The organism is Cupriavidus sp. GW822-FHT02D05 (assembly GCF_058802485.1).
On sequence record NZ_JBXAOE010000003.1, the window covers coordinates 114,532 to 130,099 of the forward strand.

Below are 15,568 nucleotides of genomic sequence, written 5' to 3' on the forward strand. Positions count from 1 at the left end.
GCGCACCGCATGTGCGTCAATCGTGGCGCCGGCCCGCCAGCGGTCAGTAACGCCCGCAGAGCAGGTATTCCATCAGCGCCTTCTGCACATGCAGGCGGTTCTCAGCCTCTTCCCAGACCACACTCTTGGGGCCGTCGATCACGGCGGCCTCAACTTCCTCGCCGCGATGGGCAGGCAGGCAGTGCATGAACAGGGCATCGTCTCCAGCGCGATCCATCATGGCGGTAGTCACCATCCAGTTCTGGAAGGCGCGCTTGCGCGCGTCGTTCTCGGCCTCGTAGCCCATGCTGGTCCACACGTCGGTGGTGACCAGGTCGGCACCCTGGCAGGCGGTCAGCGGATCGTCGAACACCTTGACCAGATGAGCAGCCGTTGCCGGCACCATGGCCGGATCGAGCTGATAGCCGGGAGGCGCGGAGAAATGGAACGTGAAGCCGAGGCGCTCAGCCGCCTGGATCCAGGTGTAGGCCATATTGTTGGCGTCACCGATCCATGCGACGGTCTTGCCGCGGATGCTGCCACGCTGCTCGATGTACGTGAAGACATCGGCCAGCACCTGGCAAGGATGGTATTCGTTGGTCAGCCCGTTGATCACCGGCACGCGCGAATGCGCGGCGAAACGCTCGATGATTTCCTGGCCGAAGGTGCGGATCATGATGATGTCAACCATGCGCGAGATCACCTGCGCCGCATCCTCGATCGGCTCGCCGCGCCCCAGCTGGGAGTCGCGGGTGTTGAGGAAGACGGCATGGCCACCGAGCTGGTGGATGCCGGCCTCGAACGACAAGCGCGTACGAGTCGAGTTTTTCTCGAAGATCATGGACAGCGTGCGGTCGTGCAGCGGATGCCATGTCTCGTAGTTCTTGAACTTGGTCTTCAGAATCCGTGCGCGGTCCAGCAGGTACTCGTACTCGTCGGGAGTCAGGTCGCTGAACTGGAGGTAATGCTTGATCGAAGTTGGGCTCATAAAACAAAGAAGGCGGCTCGGTGGTGGCACGCCGCCATGAAGGGTTCATGACCTGGCCATGCCGCGGAGCCGCCTTTCGCGTCGCTTACGCAATTTAACTGTAAGAATCATAAGGGATTATTGTGGCTTTGGCGAGCACGCACGGCACCTCGCTCGGTACGGAGGCTTATGCGCGAGTCTTATATAAGATATAATACTGGCTGATTCACGCGGGGCCCGGCATACCCATGCCACCGCCCGCTGCCGGCATCAAAAGTGCCCCCGCCGACACCGACGCCCCCGCCGCCACGGCCGGAATGAAACGAACTAATCGTTTCCTGGCCGCGTCAAACGGGCTTCCGTTTGGTCAGTCTGGCGGGTTTACCGTCGAGTCACCCGTCTTATCCCCGCAGTCCCATGAATCCCACAGTTCGCGAATACTTCATCCAAGGCATCACCAAGGAAGGCAAGACCTTCCGCCCAAGCGACTGGGCTGAACGACTGTGTGGCGTGATGGCGCAATTCCGCCCCGAGGGCGACACCGGCGACCCCCGCATCACTTACTCACCTTACGTGCGGCCAGTGATAGCCGGCGGGCTGAAGAGCGTGGTGGTCGATGCGCGGCTGCGCGACATTGAGCCCAAGGCGCTCGACTTCGTGCTCAACTTCGCGCGCGACAACAACCTGCAGCTGGTCGAGGCCTGCTCGCTGGAGTGAGTCCACACCGAAGAAGCTGCGGCATGGCCGCAGCTAGCCGCACGCACCCTCAGGACCGGCGCCAGCCCAAAGTACAAAGCAAAAAAAGCTCGTCAAATGACGAGCTTTTTTATCGGCTGGATACCCCGTAGGAGACCCACCCTGCCGACTGACAACCTGACCAGGACCGTGACACGCCGCCGAAACGGCGCGGTCAACGCAATGGCCGGCGAACAGCCGGAAGGTGCCTGGCTTGCGCCCGGCACCATTGCCTATATCAGGCAGCCATCGACTTGATAGCTGACGACAGGCGCGACTTGTGGCGCGCAGCCTTGTTCTTGTGCACGATCTTCTTGTCGGCAATAGCGTCGATGATCGATTGCGAGTTCTTGAAGATCTCGGCAGCAGCAGCCTTGTCGCCGGCTTCGATCGCCTTGCGAACAGCCTTCACTGCGGTACGCAGACGCGAACGCAGGCTGGAGTTGTGGGCGTTCTGGGCGACGGCCTGGCGCGCGCGCTTGCGAGCTTGTGCGGAATTTGCCATTTAAGTAGATTTCCTGAATTCAGATGCGTGCCCGACGGGAGGACGGAGCAAACCGCGGACACAATTAAGTGCACATCAAGCGACCCGGGATGCACTGGCACACGAATCCGGAACGCAACTAGCCTTGTGAATCGGCAATTATACACACAAGAAAAAGCGGCTGGCAAGCCGAGCCGCACCTCATCTCGAGCAGGGCGAAGCAAAGGCCGATATACGTGCATATCCGGGCGCCTGCGGGGCCAAACCGTATAATACGCGCCACACCGGCCCCGCCCTCGCGTGGCCTCGATGCAACTTTGGCGCGCGCCCGGCGTCTGAACCCGGTTCGCACCGGCGGTCCGACCCACGCTGCCGCCGCCACCCCTTGCCGCCGAACCATCTTGAACCTGCTCAAAGCGCTCGCCACCATCAGCAGCCTGACGATGCTGTCGCGCATCACAGGCCTCATCCGCGAGATCCTGATCGCGCGTGCCTTCGGCGCCTCGGACATGACCGACGCCTTCAACGTGGCGTTCCGCATCCCCAACCTGCTGCGCCGGATCTTCGGCGAGGGCGCGTTCTCGCAAGCCTTCGTGCCGATCCTGGGTGAATACCACAGCAAGCGTGGCGAAACCGATACCCGCGCGCTGATCGATGCCGTTGCCACGGTCATGACCTGGGTCCTGATGGGCGTCTCGCTGCTTGGCGTGATTGGCGCGCCGGTGGTCATGATGGTCGTCGCCACGGGCTTTCGCCAGCATGGCGGTGAAACCTATGACGCCGCGGTCTTCATGACACGCGTGATGTTTCCCTACATCGGCTTGATCTCACTGGTGGCGCTGGCCTCCGGCATCCTGAACACCTGGCGCCGCTTTGCCATGCCGGCCTTCACCCCGGTACTGCTCAATATCTGCCTGATCATCGCCGCGCTGTTTGTCGGCCCCCATATGGCGCAGCCGATCTACGCGCAGGCCTGGGGCGTGCTGGTGGGCGGCATCCTGCAGCTGGCGGTGCAGATTCCGGCGCTCCGGCGCCTGGGCGTGATGCCGCGCCTGCGCTTGAACCTGCGCGCGGCCTGGGCAGAGCCCGGCGTGCGCCGCGTCATGCGGCAAATGGCGCCGGCGCTGCTGGCGGTCTCGGTGGCCCAGATCAGCCTGATCATCAATACCAATATTGCCTCGCGCCTGGCCGCCGGCAGTGTGTCTTACCTGACCTATGCCGACCGCCTGATGGAATTCCCAACCGCGCTGCTGGGCGTGGCGCTGGGCACCATCTTGCTGCCGAGCCTGTCGAAAGCCAGCGCCGAGGAAAACCGGGCCGAATACTCCGGCCTGCTGGATTGGGGCCTGCGCCTGACCTTCCTGCTGGCCGTGCCATGCGCGGTGGGGCTGTTCGTGTTCGGCGCGCCGCTCACGGCGGTGCTGTTCAACTATGGCAAGTTCGACGCCCATGCGGTGGAAATGACCCGCCAGGCGCTGGTCTCCTACGGCATCGGCCTGCTGGGACTGATCCTGATCAAGATCCTGGCGCCGGGCTTCTATGCCCGCCAGGACATCCGCACACCGGTCAAGATCGCCCTGCTGGTGCTGGTGATCACGCAGTTGTCCAACTACGTGTTCGTGCCGCGCTTTGGCCATGCGGGCCTGGCGTTGTCGATCAGCTTCGGCGCCACCGTCAACGCGCTGCTGCTGTTCCTGGGCCTGCGCAAGCGCGGCTTCTACTCGCCGGCCAAGGGCTGGTGGTTGTTCCTGGCCCAGTTGCTGACCGCCGTAACGCTGCTGGCGGGCATGCTGTTGTGGTTCGCCCGCAACTTCGACTGGGTCGCCCTGGGTGCCACGCCATTGTTGCGTATCGCCCTGCTGGCCTCGTGCCTGGTACTTGCGGCAGTCGTCTACTTCGGTACACTGTGGCTCATGGGGCTGAGATACTCCGCTTTCAAGCGGAGAGCCGGCTAACAAGCCCCCGCCTGCCAAACCTGCCCTTGTCGCCAGTGCCAGACGGCACCGGGCCAGGGGTCGCGGCAGCGCGCGGTGCAGGGTCAAGGCTACTGAGGTTGTGTCAGAATGAGACGAAGCGGTTCTGCCAAGGCGCGCGACCGCGGACGGTACCAACACCCTACCGTTCGGGAACGCACGCCACGCCGCCAGCATTCATCTGGAACAGCCGCCAGGCCGCATTCAGGAACGCCGCAATGACAACCACGAAAGTCCTGGAATACTTTGCCAGTCTCGTGGCAGACGAGAACGGTATCCCGCTGACAGAGACCGTGCTCTCGATCGCCCAGGATGCCTATCCGGACCTGGACCTGCAGGCCGAGCTCGCAGCGCTCGACATGCTCGCGGTACGCCTGAAACGCCGCGTCGCCGAAGGTACGCCGGCCATCCAGCGCATGCGTCTGCTCAATCATTTCTTCTACCGCGACCTGGGCTTCGGCGCCAACGCGAACGATTACTACGACCCCGACAACTCGTACCTGAACGTCGTGCTCAAGCAGCGGCGCGGCATCCCGATTTCGCTGGCGGTACTCTATATGGAACTGGGCCAGCACATTGGGCTGCCGCTCAAGGGCGTGTCCTTCCCTAACCATTTCCTGGTGCGGATGTCGATCCCGGCCGGTGAGGTGGTGGTGGACCCGCTCACCGGCGAGACCTTGTCAAAGGAACAGTTGCAGGAGATGCTCGACCCGCACCTGGAGCGCGAGGGCATCGCGGATCCCAACGAGGTGCCGCTGGGCCTGTTCCTGCAAGTGGCCAGCCACCGCGAGATCGTGGCGCGCATGCTGCGCAATCTCAAGTCGATTTATCTGCAGGAGTCGCGCTGGCAGCGCTTGCTGGCGGTGCAGAACCGCCTGGTGATCCTGCTGCCCGGCTCGATCGAGGAGGTCCGCGACCGCGGGCTTGCGTATGCCAACCTGGAGTGCTTCCGCCCGGCGCTGGCCGACCTGGAAGCCTATGTGATGGCGCGCCCGGATGCGGCCGACACCACGCAGATCCGCGACCGCATGCCGGCGCTGCGCATGATGAGCCGCAGCGTAAGCTGAAAGTCACCTGAGACTCAGGCGGGGGCAGGCCGGGGCCTGCCCCGCTGGCTCAGGAAGGACGGCGCTTGCCGCCCCGCACGAGCTTCCACAGGCCACCCAGCACCAGCGGTACCACAGCCGCGCCGATGCCCGCCAGCACGATCAGGTTCAGGTACTGCTTGATGAACGGCAGGTTGCCGAAGAAGTAGCCGGCAAACACCAGGCCCAGCACCCAGGCCGCCGCGCCGATCACGTTGAACAGCTGGAACTTGGCGAACGTCATCTGCGACACGCCGGCCACGAACGGCGCGAAGGTACGCACGATCGGCAGGAAACGGGCCATCACCAGCATCTTGCCGCCGTGGCGCTCGTAGAAATCGTGCGTCTTGCGCAGCGCCTGCTGGTCCAGGAAGCGCCAATGGCCGTCGAACACTTTCGGCCCGACCCAGCTGCCGACAAAGTAGTTGACCGTATTGCCGCCGATCGCCGCCACCAGCAGCAGGCCGACCAGCGCCCATTCGTTCATGGCGTGCGTGGCGCAGAAGGCGCCGGCGATAAACAACAGGGAATCGCCCGGGAGAAAAGGCAGCACCACAAGCCCGGTCTCCGCGAACACGATGGCAAAGAGGATGGCGTAGACCCACGCACCGTAGTTCTGGATGACGGTGCCTAGGTATTTGTCGACGTGCAGCAGCATGTCGATGAACTGCAATGCGATATCCAATTCGATCCCCGTTCGATAATTTGCCGACATCATACAAGACCGGACAGGCGCCGAAGTCACCTTGCCCAGCCACTTTTCATCCATCGCGCGCCCATGGGCCAGGCGGCGCACCCACGTATAATTCCGCCCATGCCTGCCCAAGCCCCGCACCCAGCCCAGCCGCTCCGTCCCATCCGCCCCCTGCCCGACCAGCTGATCAGCCAGATCGCGGCCGGCGAGGTGGTGGAGCGCCCCGCCTCCGTGGTCAAGGAACTGCTGGAGAACGCGCTGGACGCCGGCGCCACCCAGCTCAACCTCCGCCTGGAGGAAGGTGGCGTGCGCCGCATCGTGATTGCCGACAACGGCTGCGGTATTCCCGCCGATGAGCTGCCGGTCGCGCTCAAGCGCCACGCCACCAGCAAGATCGCCTCGCTGGACGAGCTTGAAGCGGTACTGACGCTCGGTTTTCGCGGCGAAGCACTGGCCTCGATCGCCTCGGTGTCCGAGCTGACCCTGACCAGCCGCACCGCCAGCGATACCCACGCGATGCAGGTGATCGCCGACACCGGTGTGGTACAGCCCGCATCCGGCGGCGTGGGCACCACCGTCGACGTGCAGCACCTTTACTTCAACACGCCAGCGCGCAGAAAGTTCCTGAAATCCGAACAAACCGAGTTTGGCCACTGCCTGGAGATGGTGCGGCGCGCGGCGCTAGCGCGCCCGGACGTGGCCATCTCGGTCCATCACAATGGCAAGCCGATGGAGCACTGGAACGCCGGCGACGTCGCCACGCGCACCGCCCAGGTGCTGGGCGCCGACTTCGCCAATGCCCGGTTGCCACTGGACGAAGAGGCCGGCAGCTTGCACCTGTATGGCTTTGCCGGGCTGCCCACCGCCTCGCGCGGGCGCCCGGACCAGCAGTTCTTCTTCGTCAACGGCCGCTACGTGCGTGACAAGCTGCTTACCCACGCGGTGCGCAGTGCTTACCAGGACGTGCTGCACGGCGACCGCTTCCCCTCCTACGTGCTGTGCATGGACCTGCCGCCCGAGATGGTGGACGTGAACGTGCACCCGTCCAAGATCGAAGTGCGTTTCCGCGAATCGCGCTCGGTGCACCAGTTTGTCTACCACGCCGTGCAGCGTTGCCTGGCGCGGCAGGCCGGCGAGCAGGGTGACAGCCTGCATACGTCGGTCGACGCAGCCGATCCGGCGGCGGCCGAGCCGATTGGTGGCGCCGGCGGATTCCCGGGCGCGCGAAGCTTTGGCAGCGGCTCCAGCGGCTCCGGTGGCTTCGCCGGATCGGGCAGAAGCGGCGGCATGGGCGGCGGCGCCAGCCCGCGCCCATGGGTCGACTACACGGCCGCCGCACGGCAGACCGAGCTCGGCGTGGCCCAGCCCCGGCAGGCCTACCTCGGCATGGTGCGCGACGCAATCCAGCCGGGCGGCGGGTTTTCCCGCGGCCAGGCCACCTATGTCGCGCCGGCCGGCCCGGGCGCCACACCCCCGGCCTGGCTGGCCGATGCGCAAGCCGCGCGCGAGAACGACCCGCCCGGCCTGCTGGACCAGTTGGCCCGCCAGGAACTTCCCGAAGACGAGGCCAGCCCGCTGGGCTATGCCATCGCGCAGCTGCACGGCATCTATGTGCTGGCGCAGAACGCGCGCGGCCTGGTGCTGGTGGATATGCACGCCGCCCACGAGCGCATCCTCTACGAGCAGATCAAGACCGCGCTCGAAGCGCGCGAGCTCGCGGTGCAGTCGCTGCTGATCCCGGTCACGCTCACAGCCAGCCCCGTGGAAATCGGCACGGCCGAGGAGCATCAGGAAACCCTCACCTTGCTCGGCTTCGACATCGCGCAGGTCTCGCCCACCACGCTGGCAATCCGCGCGATTCCCGCTCTGCTCAAGCAGGCCGACACCGAAGCCCTGGCGCGCGACGTGCTGCGCGACCTGCAAGCCTTCGGCGGCTCGCGCGTGCTGGTCGAGCGCCAGAACGAACTGCTGGCCACGCTGGCTTGCCACAGCGCGGTGCGCGCCAACCGCAAGCTCACGCTGGAAGAAATGAACGCGCTGCTGCGCCAGATGGAGCAGACCGAGCGCGCCGACCAGTGCAACCACGGCCGGCCCACCTGGGTGCAGCTGACCGTGGCGGAACTCGATCGCCTGTTCCTGCGCGGGCAGTAAGCCGCGTGCCCGACGACTCGATGACTCGATGACAACCGCCTCACCCAGCGGCACCGCCGCGCCCGCATCAGGCCACGCGCCGGTGGTCTGCCTGCTCGGCCCCACCGCCTCCGGCAAGACCGCCGCGGCACTGGCGCTGGCCGCGCAGACGCCGATCGAGATCATCAGCCTGGACTCGGCCCTGGTCTACCGCGAGATGGACATCGGCACCGCCAAGCCCTCGCCCGCCGAACTGGCCACGGTGCCGCACCACCTGATCGACATCATCGATCCGGCCGATAGCTACTCGGCCGCCCAGTTCGTCACCGACGCCGAGCGGCTGATCGTGGCGATCCGCGCGCGCGGCCGCGAACCGCTGATCGTCGGCGGCACCATGCTGTACTACAAGGCGCTAACGCAGGGCCTGAACGACCTCCCACAAGCCGATCCGGCCCTGCGTGCCGAGCTGGACGCGCTGGCCGCCGAGCGCGGCTGGCCGGCGCTGCACGCCATGCTGGCCGAGGTGGACCCGGTCACCGCGGCGCGCCTCGCGCCCAACGATGCCCAGCGCATCCAGCGCGCACTGGAGATCCACCGCCTGTCCGGCCAGCCCATGTCGGCGCTGCTGGCGCGGCAGGCCGACGAGCGCGCCTTTGCCGGCGCGGCCGACCGACGCTACCGCGTGATCGCGCTGGAGCCGTCGGACCGCGCCGTGCTGCACGCGCGCATCGCCACCCGCTATGACGCCATGCTGGCCGGCGGCTTTATCGAGGAAGTGCAACGGTTGCGCGCGCGCGGCGACCTGCAGCCTGCGCTGCCCGCGATCCGCTGCGTCGGCTACCGGCAGGTGTGGGAATACCTCGACGGCGAGACCGATTTCGACACCATGCGCGAGCGCGGCCTGGCCGCCACCCGGCAGCTCTGCAAGCGCCAGCTGACCTGGCTGCGCAGCACGCCCGAGCGGGAGGTTGTGGACTGCCTGGCGCCGGACTACGTCGCACAAGTGGCGCGGCTGGCGCGGATCGGGCAAGCGTAGCGTCAATGGGGAATGGGGAATGGGGAATGGGGAACGAGTGTGACGGATAAGCGATAATCGTCGTTTATATCTTGCCGATGACGTCAAATCCCGCCATGCCTGCCACCGATTTCGTACTGCGCCCCGCCACTTCCGACGATTGCGAAACCTTGCTCGCGCTGATCACGGGACTGGCCGAATACGAGAAACTCACCCACCTGGTCGAAGCCACGCCGGAAAAACTGCGCGAGGCACTGTTTGGCCCGCGCCCGCATGCCGAGGCTGTGCTGGTGGAGGTCCCCGGCGCTCAGGGTCCGCAGGCCGTCGGGTTCGCCTTGTTCTTCCACAATTTCTCGACCTTCCTGGCCAAGCCCGGGCTGTATCTGGAAGATCTCTATGTCGACCCCGCCTGGCGCGGCCATGGGCTGGGCAAGGTCCTGCTCAAGCATCTTGCGGCGCTGGCGGTGGAGCGCGGCTGCGGCCGCTTCGAATGGAGCGTGCTGGACTGGAACACGCCTTCCATTGATTTCTACCGGGCAATGGGTGCGGACGTGATGCCGGACTGGCGAATTTGCCGGGTGACCGGGGACGCGCTGGCGAAGCTGGGCGCGACGGAGTAACTCCGCAGACCGTCGCCATTGCAAACGGTCTTGGCCTGTCCCACAGGCTTCGTTCAGCGCCCGGCGGGCATAAAAAAACGGCGCATGCCTGAGCATGCGCCGTTTTTTTATTGGAGCGGGACCGCTCAGACCACGATGGTCTGCGCCTGGCCTTCTTCACGCTCGCGGATCTCGCCGATCTGCCAGACGGCTTCGCCAGCGGCTTGCAGATGGCGAATGGCGCGGTCGGCGTCTTCCTTGGCGACGATCACCACCATGCCGATGCCGCAGTTGAACACGCGGTGCATTTCGTCGTCGGCAACGTTGCCCTGGGCTTGCAGCCACTGGAACAGCGGCGGCAGGGTCCAGGCGTCGCGCTGCAGCACGGCGGTCACGTTCTGCGCCAGTACGCGCGGCACGTTCTCGGTCAGGCCGCCGCCGGTGATGTGGGCCATGCCCTTGACCGGCAGGGTCTCGATCAGCGACAGCAGCGGCTTCACGTAGATGCGGGTGGGCGCCATGATGGCGTCCTGCAGGCGCTGGCCGTGGAAGTCTGCGTTCAGGTCCGGCTTGGCCACTTCGATGATCTTGCGCACCAGCGAGTAGCCGTTGGAGTGCGCGCCCGACGAAGCCAGGCCCAGCACCACGTCGCCCGGCACGATGGTGGTACCGTCGATGATGCGGCTCTTCTCCACGGCGCCGACCGCGAAGCCGGCCAGGTCGTACTCGCCATCGGGGTACATGCTGGGCATTTCGGCGGTTTCGCCACCGATCAGCGCGCAGCCGGACAGCTCGCAGCCATGGGCGATGCCCTTGATCACGGTCGCCGCGGTTTCCACGTCGAGCTTGCCGCAGGCGAAGTAGTCGAGGAAGAACAGCGGCTCAGCACCCTGCACCAGGATGTCGTTGACGCTCATGGCGACCAGGTCCTGACCCACGGTGTCGTGGCGGTTCAGCTGGAAGGCCAGCTTGAGCTTGGTGCCCACGCCGTCGGTGCCGGAAACGAGCACCGGTTCCTTGTATTTCTTGGACAACTCGAACAGTGCGCCGAAGCCCCCGATGCCGGCCATCACGCCTTCGCGCATGGTGCGCTTGGCGAACGGCTTGATGCGGTCGACGAGCGCGTCGCCCGCGTCGATATCGACGCCGGCATCGCGGTAGGAGAGGCCTGCCTGGCCGGAAGTGGGGGATGCGCTCATGGGAACCTGCTTTTCCTGGAGTATGAAGTGAGGAATGCGGCGCTCACGACGGCGATTTGCGGCCGCGAGTCCAGTAGAATTGCAATTTTAACGGATACGGGCTTCCGGCTTCCAGTTTCCGGTGTTCCGTGTCATGAAGTATTGTCCGCAGCCATTCCCGATGAAGATGATTCCGGCAGCCACCGGCCGTTCTGCCCGCGCCCTACAGGCGGTCAGCGCCTGCCAGCCGCGACGCGTTTACCTGACAGATGATTCGCACAACAAGTAACCGATAAGTCATGTTTCAGCGTCCCAAGCAGCTATCGCTTGAACTTGGCAGTCCGCCGCCCTCGACCTTCGAGAATTTTTTCGTTGCGGTCAACCGCGAGCCGGTGCAGCGCCTGCGCGACCTGGCCACGGCAGTAGCGCAGGAGCGGGCCGCCGACCGCCTGATCTACCTGTGGGGCGAAGTGGGCTCGGGCCGCACCCACCTGCTGCATGCGGTCTGCGACAGTGGCTACCAGGCCGGCATCCGTTGCCGCTACCTGAGCCCGCATCACGCCTTGTCGGACTTCATCTTCGACCCGAGTTGCCAGCTCTACACCGTGGACGATGTGGAACTGCTCGACGAAGCGCGCCAGATCGCCGTGTTCTCGCTGTACAACGAGGTCCGGGCTCACGTGCGCACCGCCATCGTGGTGGCCGGCAGCCAGGCGCCGCTGGCCATGCCGGTGCGCGAGGACCTGCGCACGCGGCTGGGCTGGGGCCTGGTCTATCAGCTGGCACCGCTGTCGGACGAGGACAAGATGGCGGCGCTGGTGCAGGCCGCGCGCGAGCGCGGGCTGCAGCTTTCGCCGGAAATCCCGCACTGGCTGGTCACGCGCAAATACCGCGACATGCCCAGCCTGATGGCACTGCTGGACGCGCTGGACACCTATTCGCTGGAGCGCAAGCGCGCCGTCACGCTGCCCCTGTTGCGGGAAATGTTTGCCGAGTTGCGCGAGTGAGCCAGGGCCTGCGCGCCAGCGCGCGTGACCCATGGCATGCACCGTGCTTGCCTTTGTTGGCATCCAGAGACGTTAAGAAAGCTCTCACAGTCACGTTAATGTAAAATCGCCGCCCATGAATCTGGCATTGTTCGACCTCGACCACACCTTGCTCCCGACCGACAGCGACCACGAATGGGGCCGCTTCCTGGTGCGCCTGGGCGTTGTCGACGAGGAATTCTACCGCCGCAGGAACGACGAGTTCTTCGGCCATTACAAGGCTGGCACCCTGGATATCCAGGCTTTCCTGCGTTTCGCGCTGGCGCCGCTGGCGGCCAATCCGCGCGACCGCCTGGAAGCGTTGCGCAGCCAGTTCATGCGTGAAGTGATCGATCCGGTCATCACGCCGCAGGCGCGCGCACTGGTCTACAAGCACCTCGACGCCGGCGACCTGTGCGCCGTGGTCACCGCTACCAATAGTTTCGTCACCGCCCCGATCACGGCGGCTTTCGGTATCAAGCACCTGATCGCCACCGAGCCGGCCACCGCCAACGGCAAGCCCGACGGCGCCTTCACCGGCGAAGTGGATGGCATCCCCAGCTTCCGCGAGGGCAAGATAACCCGGGTGGAAGCCTGGCTAAAGAGCATGGGCACCCATTGGGATGCCTTCGAAAACACCACCTTCTACAGCGACTCGGCCAACGACCTGCCGCTGCTGGAGAAGGTCAGCGAGCCGATCGCCGCCAACCCGGACGATCGCCTGCGTCACCACGCCGCCGCGTCAGGCTGGCGCATCATGGACCTGTTCTGACGTGATCAAAAAGCTAATCAACCGGCTGCTAGGCAAGCCGGGCACCCAGCAGCGCCCCGTCAAACGCCGCGGCCAGCGCGCCCATGCGCCGAATATCGTTGCGCATGCCGAGCACCAGATCGACCAGTCGCTGATCTCGCGCAACGCCATCAAGGTCACCTCCACGCTGCAGCAGGCGGGCTACGAGGCGTTTATCGTCGGCGGCGCGGTGCGCGACCTGCTGCTGGGCATCAAGCCCAAGGACTTCGACGTCGCCACCAACGCCACGCCTGACCAGGTGCAGGCGCTGTTCCGCCGCTCGCGCATCATCGGCCGGCGCTTCCAGATCGTGCACGTGACGTTCTATGGCGGGCGCGAGCAGGAAATCATTGAAGTCTCCACCTTCCGCGCGCTGGTCGACGCGGTCGCCAGCGAGACCTTGCCCGAAGGGCGCCGCCTCAAGCGCTCCGAGCTCGACAGCAAGACCCACGCGATCGATGCCTCTGGCCGCGTGCTGCGCGACAACGTGTGGGGCTCGCAGGCCGAAGACGCGGAACGCCGCGACTTCACCATCAACGCGATGTACTACGACCCCGCCCAGCAACTGGTGTACGACTACCACCAGGGCATGGAGGACATCCGCGCACGCACGCTGCGCATGATCGGCGATCCGGTCACACGCTACCGCGAAGACCCCATCCGCATGCTGCGCGTGGTGCGCTTCGCCGCCAAGACCGGGTTCACGATCGACGAGGACACCCGCCAGCCGATCGCCGACCTGGCCTCGCTGATCCACAATGTGCCCAGCGCGCGCCTGTTCGACGAGATGCTCAAGCTGCTGATGTCAGGCCATGCCTGGGCGTCGCTGCAGGAGCTGCGCAAGGCTGGCCTGCACCGCGGCCTGCTGCCGCTGCTGGATGTCGCGCTGGAGCAGCCGATGGGCCAGCGCTTCGTGCAACTGGCGCTGGACAACACGGACCAGCGTGTGCAGGTAGGCAAGCCGGTCTCGCCGGGCTTCCTGTTTGCCGCGCTGCTTTGGCACCACGTGCTGCAGCGTTGGACCACGCTGCGCGAGCAAGGCGAACACGCCATCGCCGCGCTCAATATCGCCATGGACGACGTGCTGGAACGCCAGACCGGCCAGCTCGCCATCCAGCGCCGCTTTGTCACCGACATGCGGGACATCTGGGGCATGCAGCCGCGCTTCGAGAAGCGCGTGGGCCGCATGCCGTTCCGCCTGATCGAATCGCCGCGCTTCCGTGCCGGCTTCGATTTCCTCTACCTGCGCTGCGAATCTGGCGAGCAGCCGGCCGAGCTGGCGAAATGGTGGCAGGACTTCCAGGATGCCGATAGCCACGGCCGCGAGGACCTGATCGAGGCAGTGCGCCCGGTGCGCGGCGCCGGCAAGCAAGGCGGCGGCGGCAGCGGCGGCGCGGGCGATGCCGAAGGCTTTGAGCCCGCCGGAGATGGCGATAGCGGCGACAGTGGCGGCCCGGCACGCAAGAAGCGCCGCCGGCGCAGTCCGCGGAAATCGGATAAAGTTTCTCCGCGGAGTGATATGGACGCGAGCCAGGAATCCGGCTCCACTGCAGACCGGAAAACCGGCAAGGTACGCGTCCAGCCGGAGGAATCGTAATGACACTTGCCTTTATCGGCATCGGAGCCAACCTGGGTGACGCCCGGCAGGCTCTGAAAGATGCCATCGTGTGCCTGGCCCAGCAGGTCGGCATCACGGTGCTGGCGAGATCGTCGCTCTATCGCACGGCCCCGGTCGATGCGACGGGCAACGACTATTACAACGCGGTGGTCAAGGTGGAGACCTCGTTCACCGCCGCCCAGCTATTGCGCATCTGTCACCACATCGAGGATCAGTTTGGCCGCGAGCGGCCTTTCCGCAACGCACCACGCACCCTCGACCTGGACCTGCTGGTCTTTGGCGACGAAATCCACCAGGACGAAAAGCTGGTGGTGCCGCATCCACGCCTGGCCGAACGCGCCTTCACGCTGGTGCCGCTGCTTGAGCTGGATGCCGAACTGGTTGTCCCCGGCCTTGGCCGCGCGGCGGATTACCTGGCCGCGGTCAGCACGCAGCGCGTCGAGAAGGTCTCCTTTTGCAAGTGCACGCGGCAACTGGACGCGCGCAGCGATTCCTGAAGCCATGGCCGGCAGCGGCAAGCCGGCCCCGCTTTGTCCGCCCTGTACCGTGTAGTCCCCCCTAGCCGACCGGACCCGCCCATGCTCGAACACCTGCGCCGCATTGTGGTGGAAGGCCCCATCGGAGCCGGCAAGACCGCGCTCGCGCAACGCCTGGCGCAAACCCTGCGCACCGGCGAATTGCTTGATGCCGCACGTGAAAACCCCTTCCTGGAACGCTACTATCGCGAGCCCGCGCGATACGCGCTGCCGCTGCAGCTGTCGCTGATGAACCAGCGCGCGCAGCAGCTCAAGGCCTGGCAGGCGGCACTGCTGGCGGGCCAGCGCGTGGTAGGCGATTTCTTGCACACCCGGGACCGCCTCTACGCCGGGCTGACCCTGCCCGAGGACGAACTGGCGCTGTACGACGCCCTCGCCGCGCGCCTGCCGGCCCAAGGCCAGCGTGTAGACCTCGTCATCGTGCTGCAGGCCTCACCCGCCCTGCTGCGCGAGCGCATCGCCCGGCGCAACGCGCCTGGCGAGTCCAGCATCGACGATGCCTATCTGGAGCGATTGTCGGATGCCTACGGCGAGCTGTTCCATCGCTACGATGAAGCACCGGTCATGATCGTCGACACCGCCCACTTCAGCCCGGTAGACAACGACGCCGATTTCCGTACACTACTGTCGCGCATCGAAAACATGCGTGGCCGCAAGGCCTTTCTCAATCTCGCTGCGCCCTGACAGGCTCTCCCGCCTGCCAGCCTTCACCATAACGACAGCAGTCGCTGCCGCGAATCCCGTGGCCCCATCCTGGGGC

15 protein-coding genes are annotated in these 15,568 nt (G+C 65.6%); 11 read left to right on the forward strand and 4 right to left on the reverse strand.

The genetic code is table 11. The features are described from left to right. Positions 1-43: 43 nt before the first annotated feature. Complete coding sequence (gene argF / locus AC1RQK_RS05325; protein WP_043349360.1) at positions 44-967, reverse strand: ornithine carbamoyltransferase; 924 nt, start codon at positions 965-967, stop codon at positions 44-46. A gap of 396 nt (positions 968-1,363) precedes the next feature. Between argF and AC1RQK_RS05330 the strand changes: the two genes are divergently transcribed. Next, on the forward strand, positions 1,364-1,663 hold the full coding sequence (locus AC1RQK_RS05330) for a DUF3579 domain-containing protein (protein WP_043349364.1): 300 nt from the start codon (positions 1,364-1,366) through the stop codon (positions 1,661-1,663). 256 nt (positions 1,664-1,919) lie between these two features. Here the strand turns inward: AC1RQK_RS05330 and rpsT are convergent, their stop codons facing one another. After that, positions 1,920-2,186, reverse strand: coding sequence for a 30S ribosomal protein S20 (rpsT, locus tag AC1RQK_RS05335; RefSeq protein ID WP_006157537.1), 267 nt, complete (start codon positions 2,184-2,186; stop codon positions 1,920-1,922). A 380-nt stretch (positions 2,187-2,566) separates the two neighbouring features. Here rpsT and murJ point away from each other — a divergent pair, with 380 nt between their 5' ends. Then, positions 2,567-4,120, forward strand: a complete 1,554-nt coding sequence (gene murJ / locus AC1RQK_RS05340) for a murein biosynthesis integral membrane protein MurJ (protein WP_043349366.1) — start codon at positions 2,567-2,569, stop codon at positions 4,118-4,120. Between the two features lie 236 nt (positions 4,121-4,356). Then, positions 4,357-5,205, forward strand: coding sequence for a SirB1 family protein (locus tag AC1RQK_RS05345; RefSeq protein ID WP_150985991.1), 849 nt, complete (start codon positions 4,357-4,359; stop codon positions 5,203-5,205). Positions 5,206-5,254: 49 nt separating this feature from the next. On the opposite strand, the gene AC1RQK_RS05350 is transcribed toward AC1RQK_RS05345, so the two are convergent. Further along, positions 5,255-5,896, reverse strand: coding sequence for a VTT domain-containing protein (locus AC1RQK_RS05350; RefSeq protein WP_492808108.1), 642 nt, complete (start codon positions 5,894-5,896; stop codon positions 5,255-5,257). Positions 5,897-6,037: 141 nt separating this feature from the next. On the opposite strand from AC1RQK_RS05350, the gene mutL reads away from it, so the two are divergent. From mutL to AC1RQK_RS05365, 3 genes are all read left to right on the forward strand, one after another. Continuing rightward, positions 6,038-8,068: a DNA mismatch repair endonuclease MutL gene (mutL, locus tag AC1RQK_RS05355; protein WP_492807950.1), complete on the forward strand. Its 2,031-nt coding sequence runs from the start codon at positions 6,038-6,040 to the stop codon at positions 8,066-8,068. A 28-nt stretch (positions 8,069-8,096) separates the two neighbouring features. Beyond that, positions 8,097-9,083 carry a tRNA (adenosine(37)-N6)-dimethylallyltransferase MiaA gene (gene miaA, locus AC1RQK_RS05360; protein WP_492807952.1) on the forward strand — a complete coding sequence of 329 codons (987 nt, stop codon included), beginning with the start codon at positions 8,097-8,099 and terminating at the stop codon, positions 9,081-9,083. Positions 9,084-9,178: 95 nt separating this feature from the next. After that, positions 9,179-9,682 carry a GNAT family N-acetyltransferase gene (locus AC1RQK_RS05365; RefSeq protein WP_416049631.1) on the forward strand — a complete coding sequence of 168 codons (504 nt, stop codon included), beginning with the start codon at positions 9,179-9,181 and terminating at the stop codon, positions 9,680-9,682. 125 nt (positions 9,683-9,807) lie between these two features. Here the strand turns inward: AC1RQK_RS05365 and purM are convergent, their stop codons facing one another. Then, positions 9,808-10,860, reverse strand: a complete 1,053-nt coding sequence (purM, locus tag AC1RQK_RS05370) for a phosphoribosylformylglycinamidine cyclo-ligase (protein WP_183035224.1) — start codon at positions 10,858-10,860, stop codon at positions 9,808-9,810. A gap of 278 nt (positions 10,861-11,138) precedes the next feature. Here purM and hda point away from each other — a divergent pair, with 278 nt between their 5' ends. The 5 genes from hda to AC1RQK_RS05395 all read left to right on the forward strand — a co-directional run bounded on the left by hda (position 11,139) and on the right by AC1RQK_RS05395 (position 15,492). After that, a complete protein-coding gene (gene hda / locus AC1RQK_RS05375) occupies positions 11,139-11,846 on the forward strand; it encodes a DnaA regulatory inactivator Hda (protein ID WP_043349383.1) in 708 nt (235 codons plus the stop codon). 115 nt (positions 11,847-11,961) lie between these two features. Next, a complete protein-coding gene (locus AC1RQK_RS05380; RefSeq protein ID WP_492372978.1) occupies positions 11,962-12,636 on the forward strand; it encodes a histidinol-phosphatase in 675 nt (224 codons plus the stop codon). Position 12,637: 1 nt separating this feature from the next. Next, the gene (gene pcnB / locus AC1RQK_RS05385) at positions 12,638-14,251 is read left to right on the forward strand and encodes a polynucleotide adenylyltransferase PcnB (protein WP_492807954.1); all 1,614 of its coding nucleotides are present in this window, start codon (positions 12,638-12,640) and stop codon (positions 14,249-14,251) included. Beyond that, positions 14,251-14,769 (forward strand): 2-amino-4-hydroxy-6-hydroxymethyldihydropteridine diphosphokinase, encoded by a 519-nt coding sequence (folK, locus tag AC1RQK_RS05390; RefSeq protein ID WP_492372976.1) that lies wholly within the window; start codon positions 14,251-14,253, stop codon positions 14,767-14,769. Before pcnB ends, folK begins: the two co-directional genes overlap by 1 nt. 81 nt (positions 14,770-14,850) lie before the next feature. Beyond that, the gene (locus AC1RQK_RS05395) at positions 14,851-15,492 is read left to right on the forward strand and encodes a deoxynucleoside kinase (protein ID WP_492372975.1); all 642 of its coding nucleotides are present in this window, start codon (positions 14,851-14,853) and stop codon (positions 15,490-15,492) included. Positions 15,493-15,568: the final 76 nt, after the last annotated feature.